This is a genomic window from Bacillus sp. AFS017336 (assembly GCF_002555445.1).
Classification (GTDB): domain Bacteria; phylum Bacillota; class Bacilli; order Bacillales; family Bacillaceae_G; genus Gottfriedia.
This window is the reverse complement of record NZ_NUCO01000021.1, coordinates 1-26893: the sequence shown is the minus strand read 5'-3', so window position 1 is coordinate 26893 and position 26893 is coordinate 1. Positions and strand designations below refer to the sequence as shown.

Genomic DNA, 26893 nt, shown 5'->3' with positions numbered 1-26893 from the left:
TTTAATTTTCTTCCTTTGCCGAATTTATAGAAAGATATGGGATCCCGAATGTACTAATTCCAGATAAGTAAGTGCAAACCAACACAATACCTGCCATAATGCCCAATATACCGTAGAAAGCCGCTAAAATGGCTACTACATACTTAAACAATCGGATCGAATAAGAATTTTGAAATCCAACGATCGTAGAGTTGGCAATCGTTGTAGCTGCAAGAATAATAATTAAGAGATTACTTACTAGTTTCGCTTCTACAACAGCTTGTCCGATTATAATCCCTCCAACCATTGTGATCGTTGGCCCTACACTCTTTGGTAATCGTATACTGGCCTCAATAATTAATTCTAGTATAATGAGCATTAATATAATTTCAACTAGTGCTGGATATGGGACACCATTCCTACTTTGAGCTATGGATAAAGCAATCTCAATTCTTAACACTTCTGGATTAACGGCTACTAAAGCCACGTAAAGGGCTGGTAAAATAAGTGCTAATAAAAAACCGATTATTCTTAAAGAACGCATTGTGATTGTTAGAGGAATTGGATAATTCCGATCATTTTCAAGTGCAAACATATCCCAAAATAATCCTGGAAGCACTAGTGCTAATGCTATTCTATCTACAAATACAATTACCCTTCCTTTTAACAAGGCATTTGTAGCCTCTTGGGGTAATTCAGTTGAGTTAAATTTTGAGACAGCTATCCAAGGAGAGAAACCTAGCATTTTTGAAAAATCTTGGAGATTGTTAATATCAATACTAAGATTCTTCTCAATCTGTTTCTCAAAATTATTAAAAATTGCCATACTAGCATTATTTTCAAAATATAAAACTGATAGATTCCTCTTCCTCTTTGTTCCAACAGAATACGATTTAGTATGCAATTTCTCTGAAGAAATTTGTTTCCGTACAATCCCAATATTTGTATTAATATCTTCCGTGAATGAATTTAATGGTCCTTGAATGACATTTTCATTTGTTGGTAAACTTACTGCACGATTTAGAGATTGTGAGACTGGTTCTACAATTACATATTTATTGATTTCTGTTTGGAGAAGTATTAGTAAATTCCCTTCTACTAATGCTGAAATTGCTTCATTCAAATTATTTTCCTTTACTAACCCAATCCAATGCATTAATTGATCAAATGTCTTTTCAATCAGAAAAATAGATTCTATTTTATTTTGAATTGCTTCTAATGTTTTTGGAATGTCAACTAGACTTTTAAAACCTAACAGGACAACCGGTGCATTAACAAAATGCTCTTTCAAAATAAAGAAATCATCATCATTTTTAAAATGATTTTTAATTTCCTCTACTATTGATTGCATACCTTAGTTTCCTCCTAAAAAGCACATATTTATAAATTTTCCCTTTATGCTATTTTTATTCTTTATATACATTTTCTGGAAAACTAAAGTTTTAATCTTGGAACATGATCATTTCAAAAAATAAAGAAAACTCGCCGATTGGCGAGCCTTTAGGCGAAGACAGAGGGGTAGTTGCACTTATACTTATACCTAAAATTGGCATCTACGTCGACTGATCCTCACCGCTGCCAATTTATACTTTCTTAATGTGCAAAAAAACCACTCTAAGTGGTTTTTTAATCGCGCATAGCCCCTGCCTCGCGAGAAGTCATTGCTCCTTGTCCATTGGCTACATCAGTTTGAATTTGTTGTTTTACTTTTTTTGGATTAGTTCCTGATTGCATATTAGAACCCATATTTTGCTTACCTTGTTGATTTTTTGGCATAATACCCCTCCTAATAATACTGTTATAACAATTTTATTATTTGCAAAAAGGATCAGTGTATCCCGAGAATTTTATGTAATTTCATATTAAGATTCAAAGGTCTTTCTTATTCGGATTAAGATTATAATGATCAGAAACTTTTAAAAATAAATACAAAATAGTTTGACTATTCAGATTTACAGAACTATAATCATATTAAACTAACTACCGGTAGTTAATAAATAATAAACTTAAAAATTAGGAGATGATTTTTTATGAAATATCCACTTTCACCTGATGTAAAACCTGAATTTTGTACAACTGGAACGTTTATGCGATTACCATCTGCACGAGAAAATGCAAAAATTGCAATTGTCGGTATGCCATTTGATACTGCGGCTTCATTCCGCGTTGGTGCACGTTTTGCTCCTCAGGCAATCCGTCAATCTTCTATGACACTATTCCCATATCACCCAATTCATAAGGTGTACCCTTTTGACGACAGTAATGCGATCGATATTGGAGATGTGTCCGTCATTCCTCATAATATTCATCGAAGCTATAAAATAATGGAAGACGCAATGTTTGAATTGATGGATAATAACATTATTCCAATTGGTTTAGGTGGGGACCACTCGATCACTTTAGCGAATTTAAGAGCTGCTGCTAAGAAATATGGTCCAGTTGCAATGATTCATTTTGATTCTCATACGGACACATGGGATACATATTACGACGAAAAATATTGGCATGGTTCACCTTTCATTCGTGCTCACGAAGAAGGACTTTTAATACCAAATAAAGTTTTCCAATTAGGTATTCGAGGTACATTAAACCATCCTGGAGATATAGATGCTAGCCATGAGCTTGGTTACAATGTAATTACAACTCCTGAAATGTATGAACGTGGATTTGAGGATATTTTAAAAGAAATAAAAGAAGTAATTGGTGATACACCATGTTTCTTAACATTTGATATTGATTTTGTTGATCCTTCTTGTGCACCTGGGACTGGGACTCTTGAAGTAGGTGGCTACAATAGTATGGAAACATTAAAAATGATTCGTTCGTTAACTGACTTTAATTTTATTGGTTTTGATGTTGTTGAAGTACTTCCATCATATGACCCAACTCAAATTACATCACTTTTAGCTGCAACACTTGTTCATGAATTTGCTAGTTTAGCAACATTGAAAATCAATAAAGAAAAACTGAAGTAAAAATAACTATATCATCGGAAAGAGTTGATAAATTGAATGAATAAGCCTCCTATATTAAATCGTTCATTATCATTAGGGCATGTTATTTTATTCGGACTATCATTTATGGCACCCATCACAGTATTTACAACTTATGGTATCGCAATTAAAACAACAAATGGAATGATACCTACAGCATACATTATTTCACTAGTTGTTATGTTATTTACCGCGTATAGCTACGGAAAAATGGTGAAAGAATTTCCAACGACAGGCTCGGCTTATACTTATGTCCAAAAAGGAATCAATTCATCAATGGGTTTTCTTGTAGGTTGGGTTATTTTATTAGATTATTTGCTTAGCCCGATGATTAGTGCATTATTATTTGGGATTTTTATTCACGCGTATTTACCAATCATTCCAGTATCAGTTTGTATTATTACATTTGTCGTCATCATTACATTCATTAATATTTTGGGAATTAAGTTTGCTACAAATGTAAGCGCTATATTACTAGCGTTACAGATACTTTTTATCGTTGTATTCTGTCTTTTTAGCATAAAAGGCTTAATGGCTGGGAAAGGAACTGGACATATTTTATCAACTACTCCTTTCTTTGATCCTAAAGTTCATTTTTCAAATATCTTATCAATTGTTCCATTGTTATGTTTTAGTTTCCTTGGCTTTGATGCAGTAACGACATTGGCTGAAGAAACAAAAAATCCGAAAAAAACATTACCAAAAGCGATTTATTTAATTACAATCATTGGTGGAATTTTATTTGTTGCATCCACTTATTTCACACAAGCTATTTTTCCAAATTTCTCATCCTTTAAAGATTCAGACTCTGCAGCAGTAGAAATATTTATTTATGCTGGTGGGAATTTCTTAAATGCATTTTTCCTAAGTGTAACAGTTGTCGCAGCTATTGCTTCAGCAGTAGCCTCTGGTGGAAGCGGTGCTAGAGTTTTATATGCAATGGGTAGAGAGAATATCCTCCCTACTCGCATATTTGGCTATGTATCTCCAAAATTTAGAACACCTATTTTTAACATTATTTTAATAGGATTTATTGCATTAACAGCCCTTTTCTTAGATTTAGATACAGCTGCTGCGTTTATAAACTTTGGAGCATTATTTGCATTTACATTTGTTAATATCTCGGTAATGTTTCATTTTATCGTGAGAAAAAAACAACGGAGTATAAAGGCAATCATTTCTTTTGGAGTGATCCCTTTCATAGGTGCTATTGTAACTGCAATATTCTGGACAAAACTAGATGTGCATTCAATGGTATTAGGTTCAATCTGGTTAGTTGTCGGTCTTGTTTACTTGCTCTATTTAACGAAATTTTTCAGACAACGCCCTCCTGAATTTGACTTTAATGAAGCAAATTTAGAAGTACAAATATAAAATTACTGGTGAAGGAGATTAGTATGAAAGCTGATATTGTTCTGTCGAGTAACGCTGTTTTTACTGGCAATGATCAAAAACCGCAAAAACTCTCAATCGCAATTTTAGAAAATCGTATAATTGCTGTTTCACCGATTGAAGAAATTGAATCGTTAATTGGTGAAAATACAATTGTCCAACACTTCGGTGATCAAATGATTATGCCTGGTTTCCACGATTTCCATGTCCATGCAATGATGGGGAGCCTCTCTTTAGAATGTGCAAATCTCTTTTCTGCTCGATCTGAAAATGAAGCTATAAAAATAGTACAGGAGTATGCACAGACTATACCTGAAAATGAGTGGATTATCGGTTTCATGTGGGACTCAAGCTATTGGGACAATAAAAAATTCCCAACTCGTTTCTCTCTTGATGAAGTATTTCCAAATCGCCCTGTTGTTTTATTTCACGCAGAAGGACATTATACATGGGTTAATTCGAAAGCATTGCAAATTGCTAATATAAACAGTCAAACTAAAAATCCACCTAACGGCTTGATTGAAAAAGATCAAAATGGTGAACCGACAGGAATTTTGATTGAAGAAGCATCAGCACTCATTACTAAATTTGCTTACGATTTTTCCAAGTTGAAAAAAAGAGATTTATTTGAAAATTTTTTAGTTGAAGCAGGTAAAAATGGAGTTACATCGATAAACAATTTATACGGAACTGAAACATTAAGCGGATTAGATGACTTCGAGGTATTTAGAGAATTTGAGAACGAAGAAGCACTTTCAGTAAGAATGCATCTCTACCCTGCCTTAAATGGTGATATGGATGAAGCTTTAAGTTTAAGAGATAAATATCGCTCTGATAAACTACGTGTTTCTGGTTTAAAGCAATTTATCGATGGTGTAGTAACAAGTCGTACTGCTTATATGCTTGAGCCGTACTCTGATGCTCCTGATACCTTTGGCTTACCAGCCCATTCACCTGAGGAATTAAAAAATTGGGTAATTGAAGCAGACCGATATGGCTTTAGCATTCGTTTCCACGCAATTGGTGATGCAGCAATTCGCTTAGCGCTTGATTCATATGAAAATGTACAAAAAGTAAACGGAAAAAGAGATTCACGCCATTCGGTAGAACATATCGAAGTAATTCACCCAAATGATATCTCTCGATTTGCTTCTTTAGGCGTGATGGCTTCGATGCAACCAGACCATTTTGCATTATCAGAAAGATCGACCTATACTGAACGAATTGGTAGTGAACGTGAAAAATATGTGTTTGTCATCAACTCTTTAAAAAATGCTGGCGCAAAGCTTGCTTTCGGAACAGATTTTCCGATTGATTCTTTAAATCCGATGCTTCAAATTTACCGAGCGATTACTCGTATCGACAGTAGTGGCAAGGAAGTTTGGAATCCTGAAGAAAGAATCTCGCTCACTGATGCACTAAAAGCCTATACACTTGGCCCTGCTTTTGGCACTTTTAGAGAACATGAACTTGGTACACTTGAGGAAGGTAAACTTGCTGATCTCGTTGTATTAGACCGAAATCTGTTCGAAGTTCATCCAGAAGAAATCAAAGATGCTTCCGTTCTACTGACGATTTGTGACGGAAAGATTGTTTACTCTAAGCAAAAGGCCTATTCAAAAAATTAGTAAAAACAAAAGCTCTGCCATCTTGAAGCAGAGCTTTTTTGCATTAAATATCAACATTATTTAGACTTAACTGTGATTCCAGTTTATAATCTAGCTAACAACAGTTAGTTACGGAGGATGAATATGACAAAGGATAAGATTATTGCAGCAGCACTCGCCTTATTTTCCAAAAATGGCTATGAAGGCACAAGTTTGACTGAAATTGCAAAAGCAGTTGGCATCCAAAAGCCATCAATTTATAATCATTTTAAAAGTAAAGAAGAAATCTTTCTCACCATTTATGAAAATATTTTATGGCTTCATGTAAAAAAAGTAGAAGAGTTGATGGAAAACATAAATGAATTATCAGCAAAGGAACAACTTTATCAAATACTTAATGTAACATTTAAATATTATATTGAGTTTGAAGAACAGTCTACTTTCCTAAATCGAGCTGTCTTTTTTTCACCTGAATCTTTAAAAGAACAATTACATACTCAATTCATGCAATCTGAAGAAGCAATGTCCACAATTTTAAGATCAGTGATCGATCAAGGGATTAAAGATGGAGAAATTCGCGTTGGTAATGTTGAAGATTTCGTCATGTCTTTTTACTGTTTAATTGATGGGATCTTTATTGAACTGTCTTATTATGGAGCTGAAAAAATGAAGCCAAGAATATCGAATATATGGAGAAATTTTTGGTACGGCTATAAAAATGACCAATAAAAAAAGGCGTTCGAAGACTCGAATGCCTTTTTTACTTTTATTACTGATTTGAATTCAATTCAGCTTTAAATTGATGTACGATATCATCTGAGGCAGGTGCAGCAGGCTTGTAAAACCCTTTTTGAAGTGCATAATTGTACAATGCACGTTGACGTGCTTCATCTTGATTGCGTAATTGAATTAATGTTTGTCTTAATTCTGTATTATTAGATTCATTAATGTATCCAGCGTAAGCAGTTAAACTAGCGTTTAGTCCAGCTAAATAATCATTTACCATATCTTTATCTTGAAACATAGTTGTACCTCCTTATCCTAAAAAATTTAAAAGTTGTTGTCTAGATTGCTGTGCTGATTGTGCATCTCTTTGTAATAATGCTTTTAATTCAGGATCAGAGCAATTTTGAGCATACGACTCTAATTTATTAGCAATCGTACTATGCCCTCCTATGATATGACGCAGATTTTCTAATTCAAGTTCTGTTAATGAATTGCTCATATTTAATCTCTCCTTTCGATCAAAAAACTACCTTATTAATTTTCCTAAATTCTGTAAAAAAATACATTAAAAATATCAGGTTTCATCGTAAGTTTGATTAACTACTGTTTATTCATTACCTACTATTGCTGAGCTTTCGCTTAGAAAATTGCATTTCCTCGCATCTCCCAAGTAAGGGACTTTTCTTCAATTTGAAACTTACAAATAAAAAAAGGGCATCCTTTTCGGATACCCTCTTAAAAATTCTTATCAGAAATTATAACTCACTACTAAAGTCAGCTTCTTCTAGTTTAACCATTTTAGTTCGCTTAATTACCTTATAGCCTATATAACCAATTATAAATAATGGTAATCCGATGTAGGATACTGAAACTCCATACCAGTCAATTTTCCCGCCAGTAAATGCTTCGTAGTTCGTACCTAACATTGCTACTAAACATAATACTGTCGCTAAAATTGGACCAAGTGGGAACCATTTCGCTAAATAAGGTAAATCCTTTAATTTTCTTCCTTGGGCAATATAAGCTTTACGGAAGCGGTAATGTGTAATAGAAATACCTAGCCAAGAAATATATCCCGCTAATCCTGCTGCATTTAACAACCAAGAATATACCGTTCCATCACCAAATAATGAAGTTAAGAAACAAATCATACCAATCAAAGTTGTCGCAATTAAGGCAGCAACAGGAACTCCACCTTTATTTACTTTTCGTAAGAATTTTGGTGCTTTTCCTTCTTCAGCTAATACCCATAATACACGAGAACCAACATATAAACTTGAATTTCCCGCAGATAAAACTGAAGTTAAAATTACTGTATTCATCGCAGCCGCTGCAAACGCAAGTCCAGCATGTTTAAATACTAATGTGAATGGACTAATTGCAATAGCATCTACATCTCCACCTAATAAATTGGGATCGTTATAGCTTATTAAACAACCAATTACAAAAATCGCTAATACATAAAATAATAAGATACGCCAAAAGATTTGCTTAATTGCTTTAGGAATATTCTTTTGAGGATTTTCACTTTCACCAGCAGTTACCCCAACCATTTCGGTTCCTTGGAAAGCAAATCCTACAACCATAAATACACTAAATATCGATAAGAAACCACCTTTAAATGGTGCCTCTCCTTTTGTGAAATTATCAAATCCACCAGTATGACCACTCATAATACCGAATATCATTAATAATCCAACTACAATAAAAATGATGATTGTTGCTACTTTAATGGTTGAAAACCAAAACTCAGATTCTCCATATCCTTTAACAGATAGAACATTTAAACCAAATATTAAAGCAAGGAATATTGCACTCCATATAATACCTGGAGCATGCGGGAACCAATATTTCATAATTAACGCCGATGCTGATAATTCTAATGCAAGGATAATCGCATTGTTATACCAGTAATTCCAACCAACAGCAAAACCTAGTGCTGGATCGACAAATCTTGCAGTATAAGTGCTAAAAGAACCAGAAATTGGTATTAAAGTTGCCATTTCCGCTAAGCTAGTCATTAGGAAATAAACCATGATACCAGCAATCATATATGCAACAAGTGCACCGCCAGGACCTGCTTGACTAATTGTTGCTCCACTTGCTAAAAATAGCCCAGTCCCAATCGTACCGCCCATAGCGATCATTGTTAAATGTCTTGTTTTTAGTTTTCTCTCTAAGTGCTCTTTTTTAGGCGCGTTACTTTCAATAGTGAAATCATTTTTTCGGTTTGTATTTTGCATGAATACACCTCTTTATTTTAAATTGAAATTTCTCCTAATACGAATAAAACTGTTAACATTTTAAGAGCCCAGGTTCCAGTCGATCCACAGTTGAATAGAGTGTACTTCTGTTAATATTTTGCAAAACACAGTCTAAATTACCTATTTTAATACTAATCCTGGAAGGCGAGCAGTGTAAAGATGTAAATACTCCCTTCTAAACCTAACGAATCAATAGATCTTATATCTGCACTATTGATAACGTTTTCATTTTTTTTGCTTACGTCAATAAGTTGTACTTAATTTAAATTATCATAATATGACGAAAAATAACAGGAATTTTTTCATTGTTTAGATAATTTGGAGTTATTTAAGAATAGTATATTTTCCAAAAACCGTATATTTATTTGAGACAATAAATATATATTAAATCCTAAGTTATACATAATACAAGGATTAATTTTTAGATTAGAAAAATCACATTTTGGAAGCGCTTCGTTAATTTTTAATTTTGGGTTTCCTTTAATATTAAGTACCTAGACCTATTTTTGATTTCTAAATTAGATTTAATGAGATCTGAAAATCATCACTATTAAGTTTTTATTTTCTTAGAATCATACCTTTAAAAATAAATCGGTCTATGCAAAGAAATGAATAAAATGCTCAAGTTATTTTTCTGAATTTTTAGAATTAAAAAACCAAAAAAACATCCCTTTTTATTTGTAGGAAGGATGTTTTTTCATTTTTATTCTTAAGGAGTAACAATATTGACCCATACATTGAAGTGGTCAAGAAAAGCTAACATTTCATTAAATTTCAATTTATCTCCAGTCATCATTAGCTTATTATTGGCAATGGCTTGATCAAGATTAAGTTTTCCAGTCATTATTAAATAAAAAGTTACTTTATCTACAATTAAAGTTGCATCTGGATGTGGAACCTGTGCATCTTGATCATAATAAAAAACAGAATTTCTTATATCAATTGAGTAATTCTTTTTTAAGTCTGTAAAATTTATATTAAATGTATAGCTTTTATTTTCTGCTTTTGGACCATTTAATGTAACTGAAATATAATCCAAGAAGTCATTTACACCCATATTTAATAGTGTTTGCTGGTCTACAGAATTGATTGTTTGTGTAACTGCCTTTTTTTCTACACCTTTTCTTAGTTCTTGTGCCCCTGTTAAATAAAAATTTCTCCACGATGCTGATTCCGCTTGATATCCTAACTGTTCGTAAGATTTAGCAAGTAATTCTTTTGCTTCTTTATTATTCGGGTTAGACATGATTACGTTTTTTAAAACTTGTGCTACCCAACGATATTCACCTTTTTTAAAATCTGTTTTTGCAAGCTTTAAGATTTTCTTTTCTCCTCCCATATATTGAACGTATTTATTTCCAGTCTCTACTTGTGGGAGAGGATCCAAATCAGAGGGATTTCCATTAAAATAACCTAAATAATAATTGTAAACCGCTTTCGCATTCTGTTTCAAATTTCCATAATAGCCTCGATTCGCCCAATACTGATTAAGACGATTAGGTAATTTTATCTGTTCTGCGATTTCATCTGCTGTGTACCCCTGGTTTGCTAGGCGAATTGTTTGATCATGGATATATTTATATAAATCTCGTTGAAGTGAAAGCTGTTCTAATACTCTTTCTTTCCCCCATAAAGGCCAGCTATGAGCTGTGACTAATGAATCAATTTCCTCATTACCAAACAGTTTGATTGTATCATCTAATGCTTTTGCCCATTTTGAAGCATCTCGCGTTTTAACTCCTCTTAAAGAGTAAAAATTATGCATTGTATGACCCGTATTTTCAGCGACCATTAATGTTTTATAATCATTTATGTAGTAATGCATTTCCGATGGAGCCTCTGTATTTAAAGTTAGTAAAAACTTAAAATTAATCCCGTCTATATCCATCGATTTAATTTTATCTTTTATTTCAATTGTTGGGGGCAAAAAGCTTATCGTACCCGCACTTATTCTAGGACCAATCCCATTTGTTACGAATCCTTTTTTACTTGTAGGTAGTAATATTCCAAACATATACCCTGCTCTTCGTGACATGATATTGCCTAAAAGTAAATTTTCACTTGCTGCTTCCTTCGAAAAGTTTAACGGTGCAATAATCGGTACTTTATTCGAATCTAGAGCATATTGTAACACTCCTTTTACTCCGCCAAAATGGTCAGCATGACTATGACTAATTACGATTGCACTTACTGGTTTTTTAGGTCGATTGGCATAGTACAAATCCATTGCAGCTTTAGCTGTTTCAGTAGTAGTTAAAGTATCTAAGATGATTAAACCTGTTTTCCCTTCTACGATTGTCATTACCGATATATCTTGTCCACGAACTTGATATACACCATCTACTACTTTATAAAGTCCGGGAGTATTTAATAGCTTGGCTTGTCTCCATAGACTTGGATTAACAGTTAATGGTGCTGTACCTTGATTTATGATTGAATATTGATTGCTATCCCATATGACAGCACCTTCTGAACTTTTAATTTGAGTTTGCTTAATTGGTGCGATGAACCCTTTATGGGCTTCATTGAAATCTTGTTTATCGTCGAAATTTAGTTCACTATACATTTTTTCATTTAATTTAATAGTATCCAAAGTAGGTGGCATTGCCTGTGAAAATACTTTGTTTGTATGAAAGCTACCTAACATAAACATTGGTAATATAAAAAAAATGGTCCATTTTTTTGAAATTAATTTTTCTAACATGATTTTACTCCTATTTATTCGTCATCAACATATAGAATTGGAACAAAAAGCAACGTAAAAAATTCAAAAACGTTACTCTTTGTTCCAAATTCATTTTTTATGAGGGTATGTATGTTTACTATTAATTAACTTTCTTAAATCTCCCCTAATTAGTGCATCTTTCATTTCTTTAGCATTAAATGGGATAAATGGGGCTAAATATGGAACACCCATTGATTTAATAGACGCCATATAAACGATCATAAGAATAAATCCAACAAGCAGGCCTTTTAATCCGAAGAAGAAGCCTAATACTAAAAATATAAATCGTAATATTAAAACCGATCCATATAGTCCACCAGCAGCAATCGAAATATTCGCTAGAAAATTAATACCTACGACTATTAATGTCATTGAATGAATAAGCTTTGCTGTTACTGCGGTTTGTCCTACAACAATTGCTCCAATAAGTGAAACAATTATAACAGATGACTTAGGTATTCGTAACGAAGCTTCCACTAGTAATTGGAATAGTAACATGACGAATATAATCTCAACAAAAGGAGGTACCAGAGTATCTGATTTCTTAAAAAAGATTTTTGCAAAGTGAGGTGATACCCAATCTTGATGGAAGCGGATGATTGTGACATATACCCCCAATAAAATAATTGAAAATAACCAACTAAATATACGCACAAATCTATTTCCGTAGCGACCTGACTTTTGATTGTATTCATCTGGTTGATGGAAATAATGAAGAAATAGTGCTGGAACAATTAGACTATATGAAATTCCGTTAACGAAAATTGCAACACGTCCCTCGTATAATGATGAAGCAGTTACATCTGGACGTTCACTTGTAAAGACCGTAGGAAATAACGTTTTTTACCTTCGAGCGCATCTTCAATTACTCTGGCTTCTAATAAATAAGTAACATCTATTTCTTTTATTCTTTTTCGTGTTTCATCCACAAAGCCATCCATATATACGATTGAAACATCCGTTTTCACTTCATTTCCAACTTGTAAGTTTTCAATCGATAATTTATGAGACTGTACCATATTACGAAGAATATTAACATTTACCTTTAGTTGTTCATTAAATCCTAATTAAGGAACCTTTCATCGATCTTTGTGTATCTGGCTCAGTTACCGAGCGCATTTGCCATTCTGCAGTATCTGCCAATATTCCTTCATCATAACCATCAATTAAAATAAGTGTCTTACCTCTTGATAATCCAGACAGAATTTCTTCGAATGACGTCACCTTGATGACATCCGCAATTACAAGATGACGAGTAATAATAGCATCGATACTATCGAATTTTATAATTTTTAGCAACGGGGAAAGAATATTGTCTTGCATAGTTTGTGTATTCGTTATGCCATCTAAATACAAAACGATAGCATCACGGATTATTTCATCATTAACTGTTAATGGTCTAATTTTCAAATCAGTAGAGTTATTAAATTTTTCTTTTAAATAATGAATATTCTTTTCTAAACTTACTAATAAAGTAGATTGTTCTGTTTTATTCAATCGAGATCACCTTAAACATATTTTTGTTTAGTTTGTCCGGGACTATCCAATTTATGTTAATTAAACTTTGGATTTACGAAGAGGTTATGAAAAAGAAGCTTCAAATCGAATAATGCGAACGCTTTGTGAATTTTGTGCATAAAGTTGTGAATTTTGTGCATAAAGTTGTGAACTTTGTGCATTAGGTCATGATTTTCGTGCATATAACCTGGATTTTTGTTCATAAAACACTGAAATTTGTTCATAAACGCCTAAAGTGCAATCATCAACACCCCACAATTTGAGTACACAAAACCAATATCCATGAAAAACGTAAAAACCACAAGGTTTAATCATTCCCTCTTGATTTTCCCTCTTAGTTCAACATAGTTTTACAATGCTTCACATTTTCTAATAATAATATCAAAAATTCTAATATAAGAAATTAGTGGGATTTCAATAAATTCCACCATTTTATATAGTAGAATGTTTTACATTAGGTGGTGACAATCATGCAAATACAAAAATTAGAATTTCTAGTTGAGGTTGCTAAAACAGGCTCAATTTCATCCGCCGCTGAAAATCTTAATGTGAGTCAATCAGGCATTAGCCAAGCGATTGCAATTATTGAAGAAGATCTTGGCTTAAAAATTTTCGACCGCTCACGGATCGGTGTAACATTAACAAAAGAAGGATCAAATATAATAAAAAAATCGAAGGAAGTTCTTTTAAAATATGAAGAATTAAGAGAGGAAGCAAGGAAAAGTGTTGATGACCAAATAAGTAAAGTTAGTGTATCAACACTACCAGCCTTTATTAATTATTTGATGACACCTCTATTAGCATTTAAAAGCAAACATTCAAATATTAATATTGAAATTGAAGAAAATATAGCAATTCAAACGATGGATAATATTATTCAAAACAAAGTGGATTTTGGTGTTATCTGTCTTTCTGGTGAATTTTTAGAAGAAAATGAAGAAATAATTTGCGATATCTTCCAAAAAGGTTATATGAAAGTATATGTAAGCAAGGACTCATTGTTTGCAGTTACTAAAACGATAACGCCCGAAGAACTACTTCAACAAAAATTAATTCTCTACAACGGTGAATATATTAAATGGTTTAGTAACAACTTCCAGCACAAATACGGAAAAATGAATATATTATTTTCTTCCACTCACTCCGATGAAATTATTCGAACAATTTCTAATGGAATGGCAGTTAGTCTTGCACCAAACTTTGTTTTAAAAAACAATCCCGCTTTATTAGATGGTAAAATTGTTGAAGTTGACTTACAAAACTATGGACCTTTAAATGTGACCCTTGGACTTTTACGATTAAAAAAGAAATCATTATCTCCAATTGAAAAACAATTAATTAAATATATTAAATCGGAAATGAAGGAATATGTCGGTTGAAAATGAGCTTGTCAAATATCCATCGAAATTTTCAATTTAAAATAAGCAGTATGATGTTGATTTCCACTACAGGATTCTCGCTTTCCATGGGGCGAGACCTGAGCCTCCTCGGCAAGCCTAGGCCACTGAAAAAGTAAATTTTGGTTAAAAATTACTTTTTCGGAAAAATCAATTCCCATAAAAACCTTGTTTTTTATAGCTAAAGTGGGAATGATAATCTATTTTACATCCCATTTTAGAGATGAAAGTGGGGATGGGAAATTTAGGGAATTGAACATTTTCAAAAATCATGTAGTTTTTCAGCGGCCTCGGCAAGCCTGCGGGGTCTCAGCCTTCCCGCATATCCCATAGGAGTCGAGAACCCCTCCGTTCCAATCAACTTCTTCAAAATAAAAAAGTGTGCAATAAAAAACCTTACTAATCCCTTTTAGATAGTAAATAATAGAAATTAATTAATCATTTATTTGGGTAATATCGGTAAATCCTCTATTTATAAACTAATAATTGAATATGTTCTACAAACTAATAGCATCTTAGATAATGATTTTCTGAAAAAGAGTCATTCCTTAAGTTTAATGGCATTTCCAAACAATTTATTTATTAAAACTAATCAATAAAACCATTAAAAAAATTTACCATTAAATAGATTACTTAGTAACTATTGACTATTGGCTATTTTAGGTTTGATCAGCGCAAAAAAAGATGATACCCATTTTTCGGTATCATCTTTTTTATTTATTCTTTTGCTTCTAATTCAGTTGGATCATCGTTATTTGTTACGTCTAGTACATCTAATAAGAAGATGAAAACTGGAATCCCGATAATAAGACCCCAAACGCCGAAAAATCGTTCAGAGAATACAAGAATTAGAAATGTATAAAAAACTGGTAAGTTCGTCTTAGCTGAGATCAGTTTTGGGTTTAAGAAATAGCTTTCAAGAGCATGTAAAACTAAAATCATCAAGATAATATACATGATGTGAGTCATTCCACCAATAGTGTATGCAATCGTACAAAGTGGAATTAATGAGATAAACATACCAGCAACCGGGATTAAACCTAGTAAGAAAATCAAAAAACCTAAACCGATTAGCTGAGGGAACCCCATGAATTTTAAGGCAATGACAGATAGGAAACAATTTACAAACGCAATTAAAAACTGAGCCTCAATCACTTTCCCAAAAGAACGAGAAAATCTTTCTCCAAAATAAGCCAGCTCACCATAAATAGCTGATATTTTACTATTTCCAAATTTCCGTGTAAACGCTATAATTCGAGGCTTTTCAAGTAGAAAAAAGAAACTCAGAATCAGAGCAATTAGTACTTCAATTCCCCATTGACTAATATTAGAAGCATATTTGTATAAAAAGTCTAACCCTTGCTCAGTATAGCCTGAAATTTCAACTTTTTTAATTGCAGTAACGATATAATTTATAATTTTCTCGTCTGGCGGATTCATATAAAACGTCTTGATTTGCACTATCAGTTGAACAACTTGAGTTGTAATAATAGGTAAGTAGTTATAGATTCCGAACACTAATGCTGCCACAATTACTATATACAATGAGTAGACAATTACCAGTCGATTAACCGGCAAAATCTTATTCAATCGATTCACAATAAATTTATGAACACGATCCATTAAATAAGTAAAAATGAAAATTAGTAAGACTAAATTTATTATTTTTCGAATTAGGATTAAAACAAGGACAATAAAAATAATCATCGCTAGTCGCCTAAACGTACTACTTTGAAAAAATTTTTTGACCTCCATTACACACCCCTCACTTTCTTTTATATTTGTGTAGTAGATTGGTCTTTTCAAGAAAAAACTTAAACTAACTTTTATACTTTTATTTCATTTATATTTTCTATTAAAGTTAGATTAAACTTCCCTCTCTTTAATTTTTATTTTATTAAGACACTTCTTATGATTATATACAATAATCAAAATCGTTTCCAATAGAAATATATGAACTTTTTCATTTTCTTTGAAACTTCCGACTTTATTGATACATAATGGACAATAATTCGCTACAAATGCATATAAACATGGTGATTTTTGTTCTTAACGGAAATAAATATATTTGATTCGAAGTAGAAAAAGTAACAAAGAATGAGATTTTAGCAACCCCCTTTTTAAGTGAAAAAATTCGTATTCTTTAAGAATCATTGAACCGACTCAAGAAATTATTTTTTGTTCATTTGGTTTATTACTTATGCTTAACTAAAAAACGATAATTTTACCCTAATACTAATTAAAATTCTAATAAAAAAAATCTTCAAAAATGAAGATTTTTTTAGGAATCATATTACTACTAATCTACATTCACACTTGGGCACTGAATGAATACTATAGGCTTGAGGGTGTGATGCCATGAATGACTATAAGATTAAAGAAGATCTCCGAATTATTGCTACTCTTCAAAGAGATTTAAATGTCGCTGCTGCTGCACTATTATTAACTGGCCAAATTACGATAATAGGTGTTTTTGTAACGTCTGGTGAATTTAGTCTTTCTCTAAGTGGCCCCTTATTAGGTAGAGAACGTATAGAAAGTAAATTTGGAGATCAATTAACGAATACTCTCATTGATGTAATCGATATTATAATTGCTATTTTATTATTAATTGATGAAGTTCGAGTTGTTAGCTCCGTTATAGGACCTGGTAGATTTTCACTAAATGTGAGTGGTCCCATTTTTGGTGCACCAGTTAGCGAACCGACACTTCCTTTTCTAAAAAAAACCTATTACTTTTGTAAAAAAATTGTTTCGAAACATTTTGATATTGATCCGCGAATCTTTAGTAAATAAAGGAATGGTGATTATGGCTTTAACAGATCTCCCTACAGTTAGACCTACAGATACCCAAGTTTATCTTATGGCAATTTCAGTTATTACGTTCATTTTCTTCTTTACACAACGAAAACCTAGTGATTCAACTCAGTAGTTAAGTAGATACTTATTCATCTTTTTCTGCTTCAATATTCAATGGTTTATCCTTATTTTCAATCACTGACAAAACAGCTTCTTCAATTTCTTCATAGCATGTGCATCTACAAATATTCGAAGATAACCATTTTTTCATCGTTTCATATGTTGGATTTGGGTTACTCATTAAAAGGGAATGACAATTCATGATGAATCCAGGAGTACAATATCCACATTGAAACGCAAAATTTTCAACAAAGGCTTTTTGTATAGGTGAATCTTTTAAGCCTTCAATTGTTGTAATCTTTTGCCCACTTGCCTCAATGGCAAGCATTATACATGATTTATATACAGTACCATTCATAACGACTGAACAAGCTCCGCAATCTCCATTTAGGCAGCCTGGCTTTGCACCTGTGAGACCAAGATTTGTTCTTAACACATAAAGGAGAGTGTCTGCTGGACGGATCTCCACTTGTCGGATTTCATCATTAATATTTAAAGAAATATTTATTTTTTTTATTGGAGACTGGTCCATTACCTTACCTCCATTTCAGAAATAATCTCTTCCAATGTATTTCTTAATACGAATAATCTGTACTCTTTTGATCCTTCCACATCATCAAGTACTTCCCCTGGAATGAATTGAAGTGCTTTTTGTATTCTTTCTTCTATACTCAGATTCGTATTATTTAGCTCGGCTTCCATTTGCTTTGAGCGAAAAGGAAATGGGCATAGTCCACTAAAAGCAAAACGCAATTGATTATCTATTTTAATAGAAGCAATCGTCAGTAGTGGGTAACCTGTATCCCATTGCTGACGTTTTTTAATGCTCATATATGGTAGATTTATATATTTCTTTTCTGTTAAAAGTTGGATTAGAAGTTGTCCGTCTTGAAGTTGTAGGGTTTGATTGAAGATTTGTTCGATTGGAAAAGCCTCTACACCATTATACCCAGCAATAATTACCTGACTTTCACAAAGTAGAAAAGGTAAAACCGCTTCACGGTAAAAAATTTGACCACATAAATTTCCACCTAGCGTTATTTTATTCCGTGCAGTACGGTCAGCTATTTCCATAGATGCTTCAGAGAGTAGTGGAAATAGGTTTTTCTCTTCAATATCAGTAAGTGAAATAGCGGCACCCGTTATTAAGTAATCTTGATTAAACTCAAACATTTGGCACTCTTTTAAATCTTTAATATCAATTAGTGCATCTGTTTCGACCAAATTTAAACGACCAAGTGTTAAGATTTCTGTTCCACCAGCATAATAAATTGGCCTTTTATTATTAGCTTTCAAATAATAAAAAAGCTCCAATGTCTCTTTAATAGTCACTGGTTTATAGTATTCTATATTAGAAGATAACAAACTATATCCCACCTTCTTTTACTTTCCATAATAGTTCAGGGATAATTGGTAAATTATTGATGTTAACCGACAGTGCAGTAGAGAGACTGTTTCCGAGAGCAGCAGGCATACCAAGTAAACCATGCTCTCCTACACCTCTTGCACCAAATACGGCATCAACCTGTGGTGTTTTAACAAATGCTACATCATATTTAGGATTCTCCCCAAAACGAATTGGTCGGTAAGTACGCAATTGCGGATTTAGTACTTTTCCCTGCTTATCAAATGTAAAAGTTTCCCGTCCTGCAAATGATAATCCCATACTCATAGCACCTTTCACTTGCCCAGTTGCAGTCTTAATGTTAAGTACTTCGCCAATATCAACGGCTGTAACAGCTTTAAGAATCCTATATTCATATGTTTTCATATTAACTTCAACTTCTACACCATGTGCACAAACCGTCCACTCTGGACCTGGTTTTCCCGCCCCAGTTTCTCGATTTATACGGGTTAGGCCTGTTAAAATATAGTGCCCTCTACCCATTATTTGTCCACCAATCGAATTCCCATTAGGAAATGTATATCCGTAAGCAATCTCTTTAATTGGTATATTTTTAGTCGGCTCACTCCTTATAAATACTTTTCCATAACCAACTTCTAAATCCTCAACAGGAGCACGCAATATAAATGAAGCTAAATCTTTTAATTGTTTCATTAAATCTTCGGCTGCTGCTAATAATGCCCTACCAGCCATAAATGTCCCTCGACTTGCAACGGTTTTCCAATGCTCAGGAGTATTTAATGTATTGATATTCATTTGTACATGAATATCATCTACATCCATTCTTAGAATTTCTGCTAACATTTGAGCAAGAATTGTTTTAGTACCTTGGCCAAGTTCCACAACACCTGAAAGTAAATTTATACTTCCGTCAGCATTATAGATTAATATGACACCTGAACTTGCATTTGGTGTAATTGTAGAAGTTTTCCAGGAACAACTTATACCTTTTGCTCTAACTTTATGATTACCTAAGTCAATTACTTGACCTTCCTGCCAATTGATTAATTCCTTCATTTTTTCTATGCATTTTGGTAGATTACCAACTGTACTAGAATTTAATATAACTTGAGTCGGAGTAGTATCACCAGGTTTAATAGCATTTTTTTCGCGTAATTCGATCGGATCCATATTTAGTTTTTTAGCAAGAATATCCATCGCTCTTTCGAATGCAAAATGTACTTCTGAATGGCTAAACCCTCTAAAAGGTGCAGGATAAGGATGATTTGTATACATACATAAAGAATCACACCAAATATTTTCGATTTTGTAAGGTCCAGTACAATCAACTGCCCCTGCCCTCGTTAAATCGATTGATTTATCTGCATAAGCCCCGCCGTCCCATAAATATTGAATCTCTGCAACCTTAAGCATTCCATCTTTTGTACATCCTAGTTTTACATTCGCTTCAAGTCCGATATGTCCAGGTGATGAAAGCATATCATTTTCACGAGTATTATATATTTTGACTAATCTTCCATTTACAGCCCGTGAAGCAATATAGGCTAAAAGTTCTAGCTGAATCGCTCCTTTTCCTCCATAACCTCCACCTACAAAAGGAGTATTTACAATAACTTTTCCGGGTTTTATGTCAAAGTACTCCCCAATTAAGTCCTTTACCATAAATGGTGATTGTGAAGATGTAGTAATCTCTATTGTGCCATCATGATGAATTTGAGCAAATGAACATCTTGTCTCCATTGCAGAATGGTCAGATGGCCTAAATGCAAAGCTCTCATCAACCATTACTTCACTTTCTCTCCAGCCTTTGTTAAAATCCCCTTTACGAATTTTAATTCTAGTGGCAATATTTGTACCAGGCTCTGGATAAACTCCTTCAGTAATTTCATATTCTCCTAGTTTTGGATGTACAAGAGGTGCATCTTGTTTAAGAGCTTCCGTCGGAGAATTTACAATAGGAAGTAATTCATACTGTACTTTTACTAAATTCGCAGCTTGATTCGCTATATATTGGGTATCCGCTACAACAATCGCTACTACTTCACCAAAAAATCTTACGCGGTCAAACGCTATTGGGTAACGATCAAGTATTCCTTCACCTACTAGAGGTAAATTCTCGCCAAATATTACTTTTCTCACACCTTGGATTTTAATTGCCTCTGTTGAATCTATACTTTTAATCATCGCACTCGCATATGGACTTGTTACTAATTGAGCATGTAACATATCATTCGTTTCAAAATCGTCTGTATATTTAGCATAGCCTGTAACTTTTTCGAAAGATTCTTTGCGGGGTACGCCTTTTCCGATGATGTGCACGAAGTTTCTCAACCCCTTTCTTAAACAACATTTCCCAATGAATATAAAGAATCGAAACTGTCTTTTTATATGAGATACTTTTAAAATTTATGTTTTAATGACAAAAAAAATGCCCGGATTGAAGAATCAAGCATCTTTATAAATCGGGACTATAAGTAAATTTGTAATTATATAAATACTATTCTTTTTCACAATCTTTAATTTTAAGCGTTTTGTTATTTGTAGGATTAATTTCCATACATATCCAATTTACAGAAGGGAATAATACTTATATCTTTGAGGAGTTTTTAAGGAGTTGGTTTAAATGGAATTAAATGAAAAAACCTCCATGTTAGAAGAATTACAAGGCGAATTTCAATCAAGTTCAGATTTTAAATATAAAAAATATTCAATTGGGGAAGTTACACTTCATTTATGTTATTTAGATACAATGATCGATTCAGAAATAATTCAAACACATATTTTAGAACGGGTTGTTTCAAAAGATGAATCAGGTCGAATTATAACAACTATATTAAATTCTAATGATACATATACACTGGAAGATTGCGTAGAAGCTATTTTATCTGGAAATGTCATTGTTTTTAATGATAACAATAAAAATAAAGCAAAGTCATATTCTGCACCTAGTAATAATAGTGAGCGTTCAATTTCAGAATCAGGTTCTGAAACTGTAACACTAGGTCCCCATGATAGTTTTGTTGAGAGTCTTAAAATAAATTCCACTTTAATTCGAAAAAGATTACGAACGAAAGAACTAATCATTAAAAATATAACAGTTGGTAAAAAGTATCCAGTATCAATTTCCATATTTTATTTAAACGACAAGACACCTCAATCAATGATTGAAACGATTGAACAGAAAATAAAAAAGCTTGAGTCAAGTGGGAAAGTTGAGCCCGGGCAAATGATTGAGCCAGTTCATATTCAAAATGCTATAGAAGAATATCCTTCATCTCCTTTTCCACAAGTGATGTTCTCTGAAAGACCTGATCGTACAGTTCGTCATTTATTATCAGGAAAACCTGCCATAATACTTGATAATGATCCTAATGCCCTATTATTTCCTCATGATATATATGGCTATTTTCGTGCTGTAGACGATTTTAATTTCCGATGGCTTTTTGGGATATTTTTCTATTGTTTAAGAATATTCGCCTTTTGGATAGCAGTATTACTACCCTCTATCTATATTGCTGTTACCACTTATCATTCGAATATTTTACCTGTTTCTATTTTTTATACTTTAAAGCTATCAATTGAAAATGTCCCACTTCCACCATTAATCGAAGCATTTTCGATGATTATTATTTTAGAACTATTGAAGGAAGCAGCTTTAAGACTTCCTAATGCTATTGGATCAACTATTGGTACTGTAGGAGCGATTGTCATTGGGACAGCTATCGTACAAACGAATTTAATCTCAAATTCTATGGTCGTTGTAATTGCAGTCACTGCGGTTGCATCATTTTCACTTCCATCAAAGGAAATGTCAGTTGCTTCTAGAATTATGGGAATTCCACTTTTAATTCTTGCATCAATATTTGGATTTATTGGCATTAGCTTAGGCGTCTTTATGATTTTAGCTCACCTTTCTAAAATCAAAGCATTTAGTTATCGATATGTAGAAAATCCAGGTTTCTCCGAATTTATTTTGCTAAAAAATAAAAAGGGGAAAACATCATGATTAATAATAAACATCTATTCTATTTAATTATATTTACACAATTCGGCGTCGCCATTACTAGCTTCCCTAATAATATTTATAAAATAGCTGGTCATGATGGATGGATTTCTACGCTTATAGGTGGCATAATTGTTCAAATTTTAATCTTACTTTATTACAGTTTATATAAGAAATTTCCAAACAAGAGCTTTACTGACTACACAAAAATAATTACGAATCCATTCATAGGAACCTGTATAAATATTAGCTATTTCATCTATTTTTTGTATGTAGTGATCATCGTCTCTATAAGATTTTCTGATATAATCACAATCTGGATTTTTCCAAAAAGTCCTTCTTGGCTAATTCTTATTTTATTTTTAGTAACAGCGTATGTTGTCGCAAAAAATGACATCCAAACAATTGCTAGAACGTATATACTCTGTACTTTTATCTTTCTGATTTTTATCTTATTTCTACTATCTGCTTATGACAATGTGCATATTGGAAGAATATTACCTATTGGTCAGCATCCCATTAAAAAGATCGGCGCTGGTGCGTATTCATCATTTCTTGAAATGTTAGGTTTCGAAATCTTTTTATTTATATCGCCAAGCTTTCAAGATACTAAAAAGAAATTGCTCACTTTAACTTTCGCAAATTTCTTTACAACAATTATGTATACTTTTATTATTTTCACGTCCTATATTAGATTAAGTAATAAAGAAAATGGTTATATCATAGACCCAATTCTTTATATTTTTAAAACCTTTCATTCCGATATGATTGAAAGTCTAGATACAATATTTTTAAGCATTTGGACCATTGTTATTTGCGCAACAGTTGTTAGCTATCTTTATATCGTTAGTCAAGATGTACATAAACGTTTATCTTTACTTGTAAAAAATAGGGAAAGTATACTACTAATCCTAATAGTATTAATATTTTCTTTTTATCCGCTAATCTCTTTACGTGTTATAAAAAGAGAAACAATCGTTCATTTTGGATCTTTTTTAGACCCTATATTTATTATCATTATCCCATTTCTATTGTTACTTATTAATAAAGTTAGGGGGCTATTAAATTGATTCGTAAATGTTTAATAGTAATTAATTTATTTTTCTTTCTTTTATTAGCTACTGGCTGTTGGGATACGAGAACAATTACTGAAAAATCATTAGTAAATGGGATTAGTTTTGACTTAGATAAAGATAAGAAAATTGAGATCAACGCATTAATATTGGATATAATCGGTAAAGGTGCTGGTGTATTCGATTTTCAAAATGAATCTGTCAATTCAATAAAAGACTCCGTATCTCATGCTGGAATGGATTTGCAATCATTTTTACCTGGGGATATTACAACATCTAAAACTAGAATTTTAATATTGGGTGAAGATTTCTCGAAAACAAAATTTATTCATCTATTAAGTACTTTTAGACGAAGACCGTTTTCAAATCTAAATGTTTCAGTCGCAATAGCAAACAAAATGCCTGCAAAAAAAATCATTAATTTAAAAACGGTTGGATCACAACCTTTATCATTTATGTTAAAGGATACAATTGATAATGCTGAAGCAACTTCACTTTCACAAAAAATGGATCTTTATAACGTGTTCACATATGCCACCGACAACGGTATTGACTTTACTTTACCTGTATTAGATATTACTCCAAATGATCGTGTAGAAGTTATAGGTACTGGCTTAATACATAATGATATCTATACTGGTCATTTCATCCCATCAGATCAATCACCACTACTTTTAATGATGATAGGAAAATATGGTAATACAGGCAATTTTATTACGAAACTAAATAAAAAACATAAAGAACCTTATAATACAATTTCATATGAAATTATACGCCCTTCAAATAAATTATTCATTTCGACATCTAAAAATCATATAAAAGCGAATATAAAAATACATGTATATGTGAGAATTAACGAAATAACAACAATTAAAATGATTGAAGAAAAAGAAATGGAGTCGAGTATCAAAGATGATTTAAATAAAAGGGCTCAAGAAGTCGTAAAAGAAATTCAACTTGCTAACAGTGATGTCATTGGCATTGGTCGATATTTAAAAGAACATAAACCTGAACAATGGAAAAAGCTTAATTGGGAAAAAGTCTATCCAACTATTAAAATCGAGTCAAAGATTAGCGTTTCCGTATTAAGTACAGGTACATTAGGAAAAGAATCTCAACTAGAAGAATAAAAAGAAAAAGATAGTGTAGTCAGTTTTTATGCTGCCTTCACTATCTTTTTTAAATGTCATTTTTAAACTGATCTTTTAGTTTCTCAATAAATTCTATTGCTAAAGGTGATAATGGTTTTGATTGTAAATGAATGAGATAAAAATCAAGGTCGAAAACTTCATCTTCTTTCATTGGAATTATTTTTACTTCTCCATTAATAACCATTGGTCGATTTCGAATTGAAAATTCATGTAAATATAGGATTGCTTGACTTTCTTTCACTAATTCAAAAAGTAGGCTACTTCGATTTGTTTTTAAAACGACATTTTTAGGGTTCATCTTCGTAAATTTTAGTAATTTTTTATAATCCGAGTTTTTGTACATGACGATTTTTGCATTCACTAAGTCTGCTGGAGAAACCGAATCATAATGATAAAATGGTGATTTCTTACCTACTGCAATACAAAAATGACCATTATGTAAATGTTCAAATTCAATGAACTTTTCTTTTTTTAATTCTTCTTGTGTAGCTGGAATAAGTGCAAAATCATAATCTTGTTTAATAAAATTTTGAATCATTGTAGCTGGATTTTCTTCAACTACTTCAAATGAAACTTCCTCTTGTTCCTCATTAAACCTTACCATAGTTTCTTGAAGAAGATATGTAAAAGTAGGTGCTGTTAAAATTTTCAAATGATCATTACTTCTATTTTTAATTTCATAAATTTCTTTATTAAGTTCTTTAATTGTACTTAATAAATTAATTGCTTTTGAAATAACGATTCTTCCTTCAAACGTTGGAGTTACACCTTGTTTTGATCGATTAAAAATTTTTATTCCTAGCTCATTTTCTAACTGAGTAATTGATTGGCTCATCCCCGAAGGAGAGATAAATAATTTTTCAGCAGCCTTCGTTATTGACATTTCCCTTGCTGCATATACTATATGTTCCATTTGTTCAAAATTCATTTTTTACAATTTCTCCTTACGAATACTAAATCTATTACTTTTGTAATGATTTTAATTTTATATTAACGGTTTTAAAAAAATCAATTATTTCTTATTATTAACATATTTAACATCAACATGCGTAAGAATGGATGTGAAATTTTTTATAGCTTTTTAACGAATAGTATGTATTTTTATTTTCTTAAAAAAACTAAAAAATAAGACAAGAATACTACTGAAATCGTATTCTTGTCTTTAATTATTTTTAAGGGAAAGTTTTTAATTTGAAAAAGCCGATCTAATCATTTTACTTTCAAAAAGGGTGTTTAATCATCTACTCAATTTCATAAGCACCCTTTTTGACTTTTACTTCTGAGAGTAACTGTACTGCTTGTTATTTCTTTCTTATAGCTTGATTGACATTACGCTTGTCCAGTCACCATAAACTTTTTGTGATCCAACCATTTTGTAAGAACGGATTTTGTAGTAGTAAGTTTTACCTTTAATTAATCCTTTGTTCGTGTAATCAGTTGTTGTCACGCTTGTTAAGTGAGAGTATGATCCTGTTTTTGAAGTTGCTTTAACAATTTCATAACCTGTTGCACCTGATACTTTTGACCAAGTTAGTTTCACAGAACCACTTCCAGCTTTTGCTACTTTCGCATGTGATGGTTTAGCAGGAATAGCTACCCATTTTGCGTAAATTGTAGTGTTTGCTGTAACATGATCTTTTGCAAAGTTCCAAGCTACTGTGCCAGTTGCATCTTTGTACCATCCAAGGAATACATATCCTTTTCTAGTCGGAGACTTCGGTTGGCTAATTGTTGCATTGTAAATTGCTGTTTTTGAAGAAACTGAACTTCCTCCGTTACT

The 26893-nt window shown here is 32.4% G+C and carries 23 protein-coding genes and 1 pseudogene; 10 read left to right on the top strand and 14 right to left on the bottom strand.

Going from position 1 to position 26893, the window contains the following annotated elements:
- Window position 1 precedes the first annotated feature (1 nt).
- Window positions 2-1330, bottom strand: a complete 1329-nt coding sequence (locus tag CN601_RS11960) for a spore germination protein (protein ID WP_098171176.1) — start codon at window positions 1328-1330, stop codon at window positions 2-4.
- A 275-nt stretch (window positions 1331-1605) separates the two neighbouring features.
- Window positions 1606-1755 carry a hypothetical protein gene (locus CN601_RS26945; RefSeq protein WP_179865534.1) on the bottom strand — a complete coding sequence of 50 codons (150 nt, stop codon included), beginning with the start codon at window positions 1753-1755 and terminating at the stop codon, window positions 1606-1608.
- 254 nt (window positions 1756-2009) lie between these two features.
- Here CN601_RS26945 and speB point away from each other — a divergent pair, with 254 nt between their 5' ends.
- The 4 genes from speB (at window position 2010) to CN601_RS11940 (ending at window position 6700) form a co-directional block, all read left to right on the top strand.
- Entirely contained in the window at window positions 2010-2954 is a 945-nt protein-coding gene (gene speB, locus CN601_RS11955) for an agmatinase (protein WP_098120618.1), read from the top strand.
- Window positions 2955-2990: 36 nt separating this feature from the next.
- Window positions 2991-4346, top strand: a complete 1356-nt coding sequence (locus CN601_RS11950) for an APC family permease (protein WP_098171175.1) — start codon at window positions 2991-2993, stop codon at window positions 4344-4346.
- A gap of 23 nt (window positions 4347-4369) precedes the next feature.
- Entirely contained in the window at window positions 4370-5992 is a 1623-nt protein-coding gene (locus CN601_RS11945) for an amidohydrolase (protein WP_098171174.1), read from the top strand.
- 123 nt (window positions 5993-6115) lie between these two features.
- A complete protein-coding gene (locus tag CN601_RS11940) occupies window positions 6116-6700 on the top strand; it encodes a TetR/AcrR family transcriptional regulator (protein WP_179865533.1) in 585 nt (194 codons plus the stop codon).
- Between the two features lie 40 nt (window positions 6701-6740).
- Here the strand turns inward: CN601_RS11940 and CN601_RS11935 are convergent, their stop codons facing one another.
- From CN601_RS11935 to CN601_RS11905, 6 genes and pseudogenes are all read right to left on the bottom strand, one after another.
- Window positions 6741-6995, bottom strand: coding sequence for a spore coat protein (locus tag CN601_RS11935; protein WP_098171172.1), 255 nt, complete (start codon window positions 6993-6995; stop codon window positions 6741-6743).
- A gap of 12 nt (window positions 6996-7007) precedes the next feature.
- Window positions 7008-7196, bottom strand: a complete 189-nt coding sequence (locus CN601_RS11930; RefSeq protein ID WP_098171171.1) for a hypothetical protein — start codon at window positions 7194-7196, stop codon at window positions 7008-7010.
- Window positions 7197-7452: 256 nt separating this feature from the next.
- Window positions 7453-8940 carry an amino acid permease gene (locus CN601_RS11925; protein ID WP_098171170.1) on the bottom strand — a complete coding sequence of 496 codons (1488 nt, stop codon included), beginning with the start codon at window positions 8938-8940 and terminating at the stop codon, window positions 7453-7455.
- 730 nt (window positions 8941-9670) lie between these two features.
- Window positions 9671-11665 (bottom strand): alkyl/aryl-sulfatase, encoded by a 1995-nt coding sequence (locus CN601_RS11920; RefSeq protein WP_098171169.1) that lies wholly within the window; start codon window positions 11663-11665, stop codon window positions 9671-9673.
- Window positions 11666-11755: 90 nt separating this feature from the next.
- A pseudogene (locus CN601_RS11915) lies at window positions 11756-12705 on the bottom strand (spore germination protein).
- A 37-nt stretch (window positions 12706-12742) separates the two neighbouring features.
- Entirely contained in the window at window positions 12743-13183 is a 441-nt protein-coding gene (locus CN601_RS11905) for a spore germination protein (protein ID WP_098171166.1), read from the bottom strand.
- 491 nt (window positions 13184-13674) lie between these two features.
- On the opposite strand from CN601_RS11905, the gene CN601_RS11900 reads away from it, so the two are divergent.
- Window positions 13675-14583 (top strand): LysR family transcriptional regulator, encoded by a 909-nt coding sequence (locus CN601_RS11900; RefSeq protein ID WP_098171165.1) that lies wholly within the window; start codon window positions 13675-13677, stop codon window positions 14581-14583.
- Window positions 14584-15318: 735 nt separating this feature from the next.
- Here CN601_RS11900 and CN601_RS11895 read toward each other — a convergent pair.
- A complete protein-coding gene (locus CN601_RS11895; protein ID WP_098171164.1) occupies window positions 15319-16356 on the bottom strand; it encodes an AI-2E family transporter in 1038 nt (345 codons plus the stop codon).
- Between the two features lie 603 nt (window positions 16357-16959).
- Between CN601_RS11895 and CN601_RS11890 the strand changes: the two genes are divergently transcribed.
- Together CN601_RS11890 and CN601_RS27515 are read left to right on the top strand one after the other, a co-directional pair.
- Complete coding sequence (locus tag CN601_RS11890) at window positions 16960-17397, top strand: hypothetical protein (RefSeq protein WP_098171163.1); 438 nt, start codon at window positions 16960-16962, stop codon at window positions 17395-17397.
- Between the two features lie 13 nt (window positions 17398-17410).
- Window positions 17411-17533 (top strand): hypothetical protein, encoded by a 123-nt coding sequence (locus tag CN601_RS27515; RefSeq protein ID WP_257131694.1) that lies wholly within the window; start codon window positions 17411-17413, stop codon window positions 17531-17533.
- A 12-nt stretch (window positions 17534-17545) separates the two neighbouring features.
- Here CN601_RS27515 and CN601_RS11885 read toward each other — a convergent pair whose 3' ends face one another.
- Genes CN601_RS11885 through CN601_RS11875 form a run of 3 tightly spaced genes read right to left on the bottom strand, consistent with a single transcriptional unit; the run spans window position 17546 to window position 21205 of the window.
- Entirely contained in the window at window positions 17546-18052 is a 507-nt protein-coding gene (locus CN601_RS11885; protein WP_098171162.1) for a (2Fe-2S)-binding protein, read from the bottom strand.
- Window positions 18052-18885 (bottom strand): FAD binding domain-containing protein, encoded by an 834-nt coding sequence (locus CN601_RS11880; protein WP_098171161.1) that lies wholly within the window; start codon window positions 18883-18885, stop codon window positions 18052-18054. The genes CN601_RS11885 and CN601_RS11880 overlap by 1 nt, the downstream gene beginning before the upstream one ends.
- 1 nt (window position 18886) lies before the next feature.
- A complete protein-coding gene (locus CN601_RS11875; RefSeq protein WP_098171160.1) occupies window positions 18887-21205 on the bottom strand; it encodes a xanthine dehydrogenase family protein molybdopterin-binding subunit in 2319 nt (772 codons plus the stop codon).
- A 304-nt stretch (window positions 21206-21509) separates the two neighbouring features.
- Here CN601_RS11875 and CN601_RS11870 point away from each other — a divergent pair, with 304 nt between their 5' ends.
- From CN601_RS11870 to CN601_RS11860, 3 genes are read left to right on the top strand one after another with little or no spacing between them, the layout of a single operon-like run.
- Window positions 21510-22892, top strand: a complete 1383-nt coding sequence (locus CN601_RS11870) for a spore germination protein (RefSeq protein WP_098120633.1) — start codon at window positions 21510-21512, stop codon at window positions 22890-22892.
- The gene (locus tag CN601_RS11865) at window positions 22889-23959 is read left to right on the top strand and encodes a GerAB/ArcD/ProY family transporter (protein WP_098171159.1); all 1071 of its coding nucleotides are present in this window, start codon (window positions 22889-22891) and stop codon (window positions 23957-23959) included. The genes CN601_RS11870 and CN601_RS11865 overlap by 4 nt, the downstream gene beginning before the upstream one ends.
- Window positions 23956-25092 (top strand): Ger(x)C family spore germination protein, encoded by a 1137-nt coding sequence (locus CN601_RS11860; protein ID WP_179865532.1) that lies wholly within the window; start codon window positions 23956-23958, stop codon window positions 25090-25092. The genes CN601_RS11865 and CN601_RS11860 overlap by 4 nt, the downstream gene beginning before the upstream one ends.
- 49 nt (window positions 25093-25141) lie before the next feature.
- On the opposite strand, the gene CN601_RS11855 is transcribed toward CN601_RS11860, so the two are convergent.
- Both CN601_RS11855 and CN601_RS11850 read right to left on the bottom strand, forming a co-directional pair.
- Window positions 25142-26041: a LysR family transcriptional regulator gene (locus tag CN601_RS11855; protein WP_098171157.1), complete on the bottom strand. Its 900-nt coding sequence runs from the start codon at window positions 26039-26041 to the stop codon at window positions 25142-25144.
- 384 nt (window positions 26042-26425) lie between these two features.
- On the bottom strand, window positions 26426-26893 hold a 468-nt coding region (locus tag CN601_RS11850), incomplete at its 5' end, for an InlB B-repeat-containing protein (protein ID WP_179865531.1).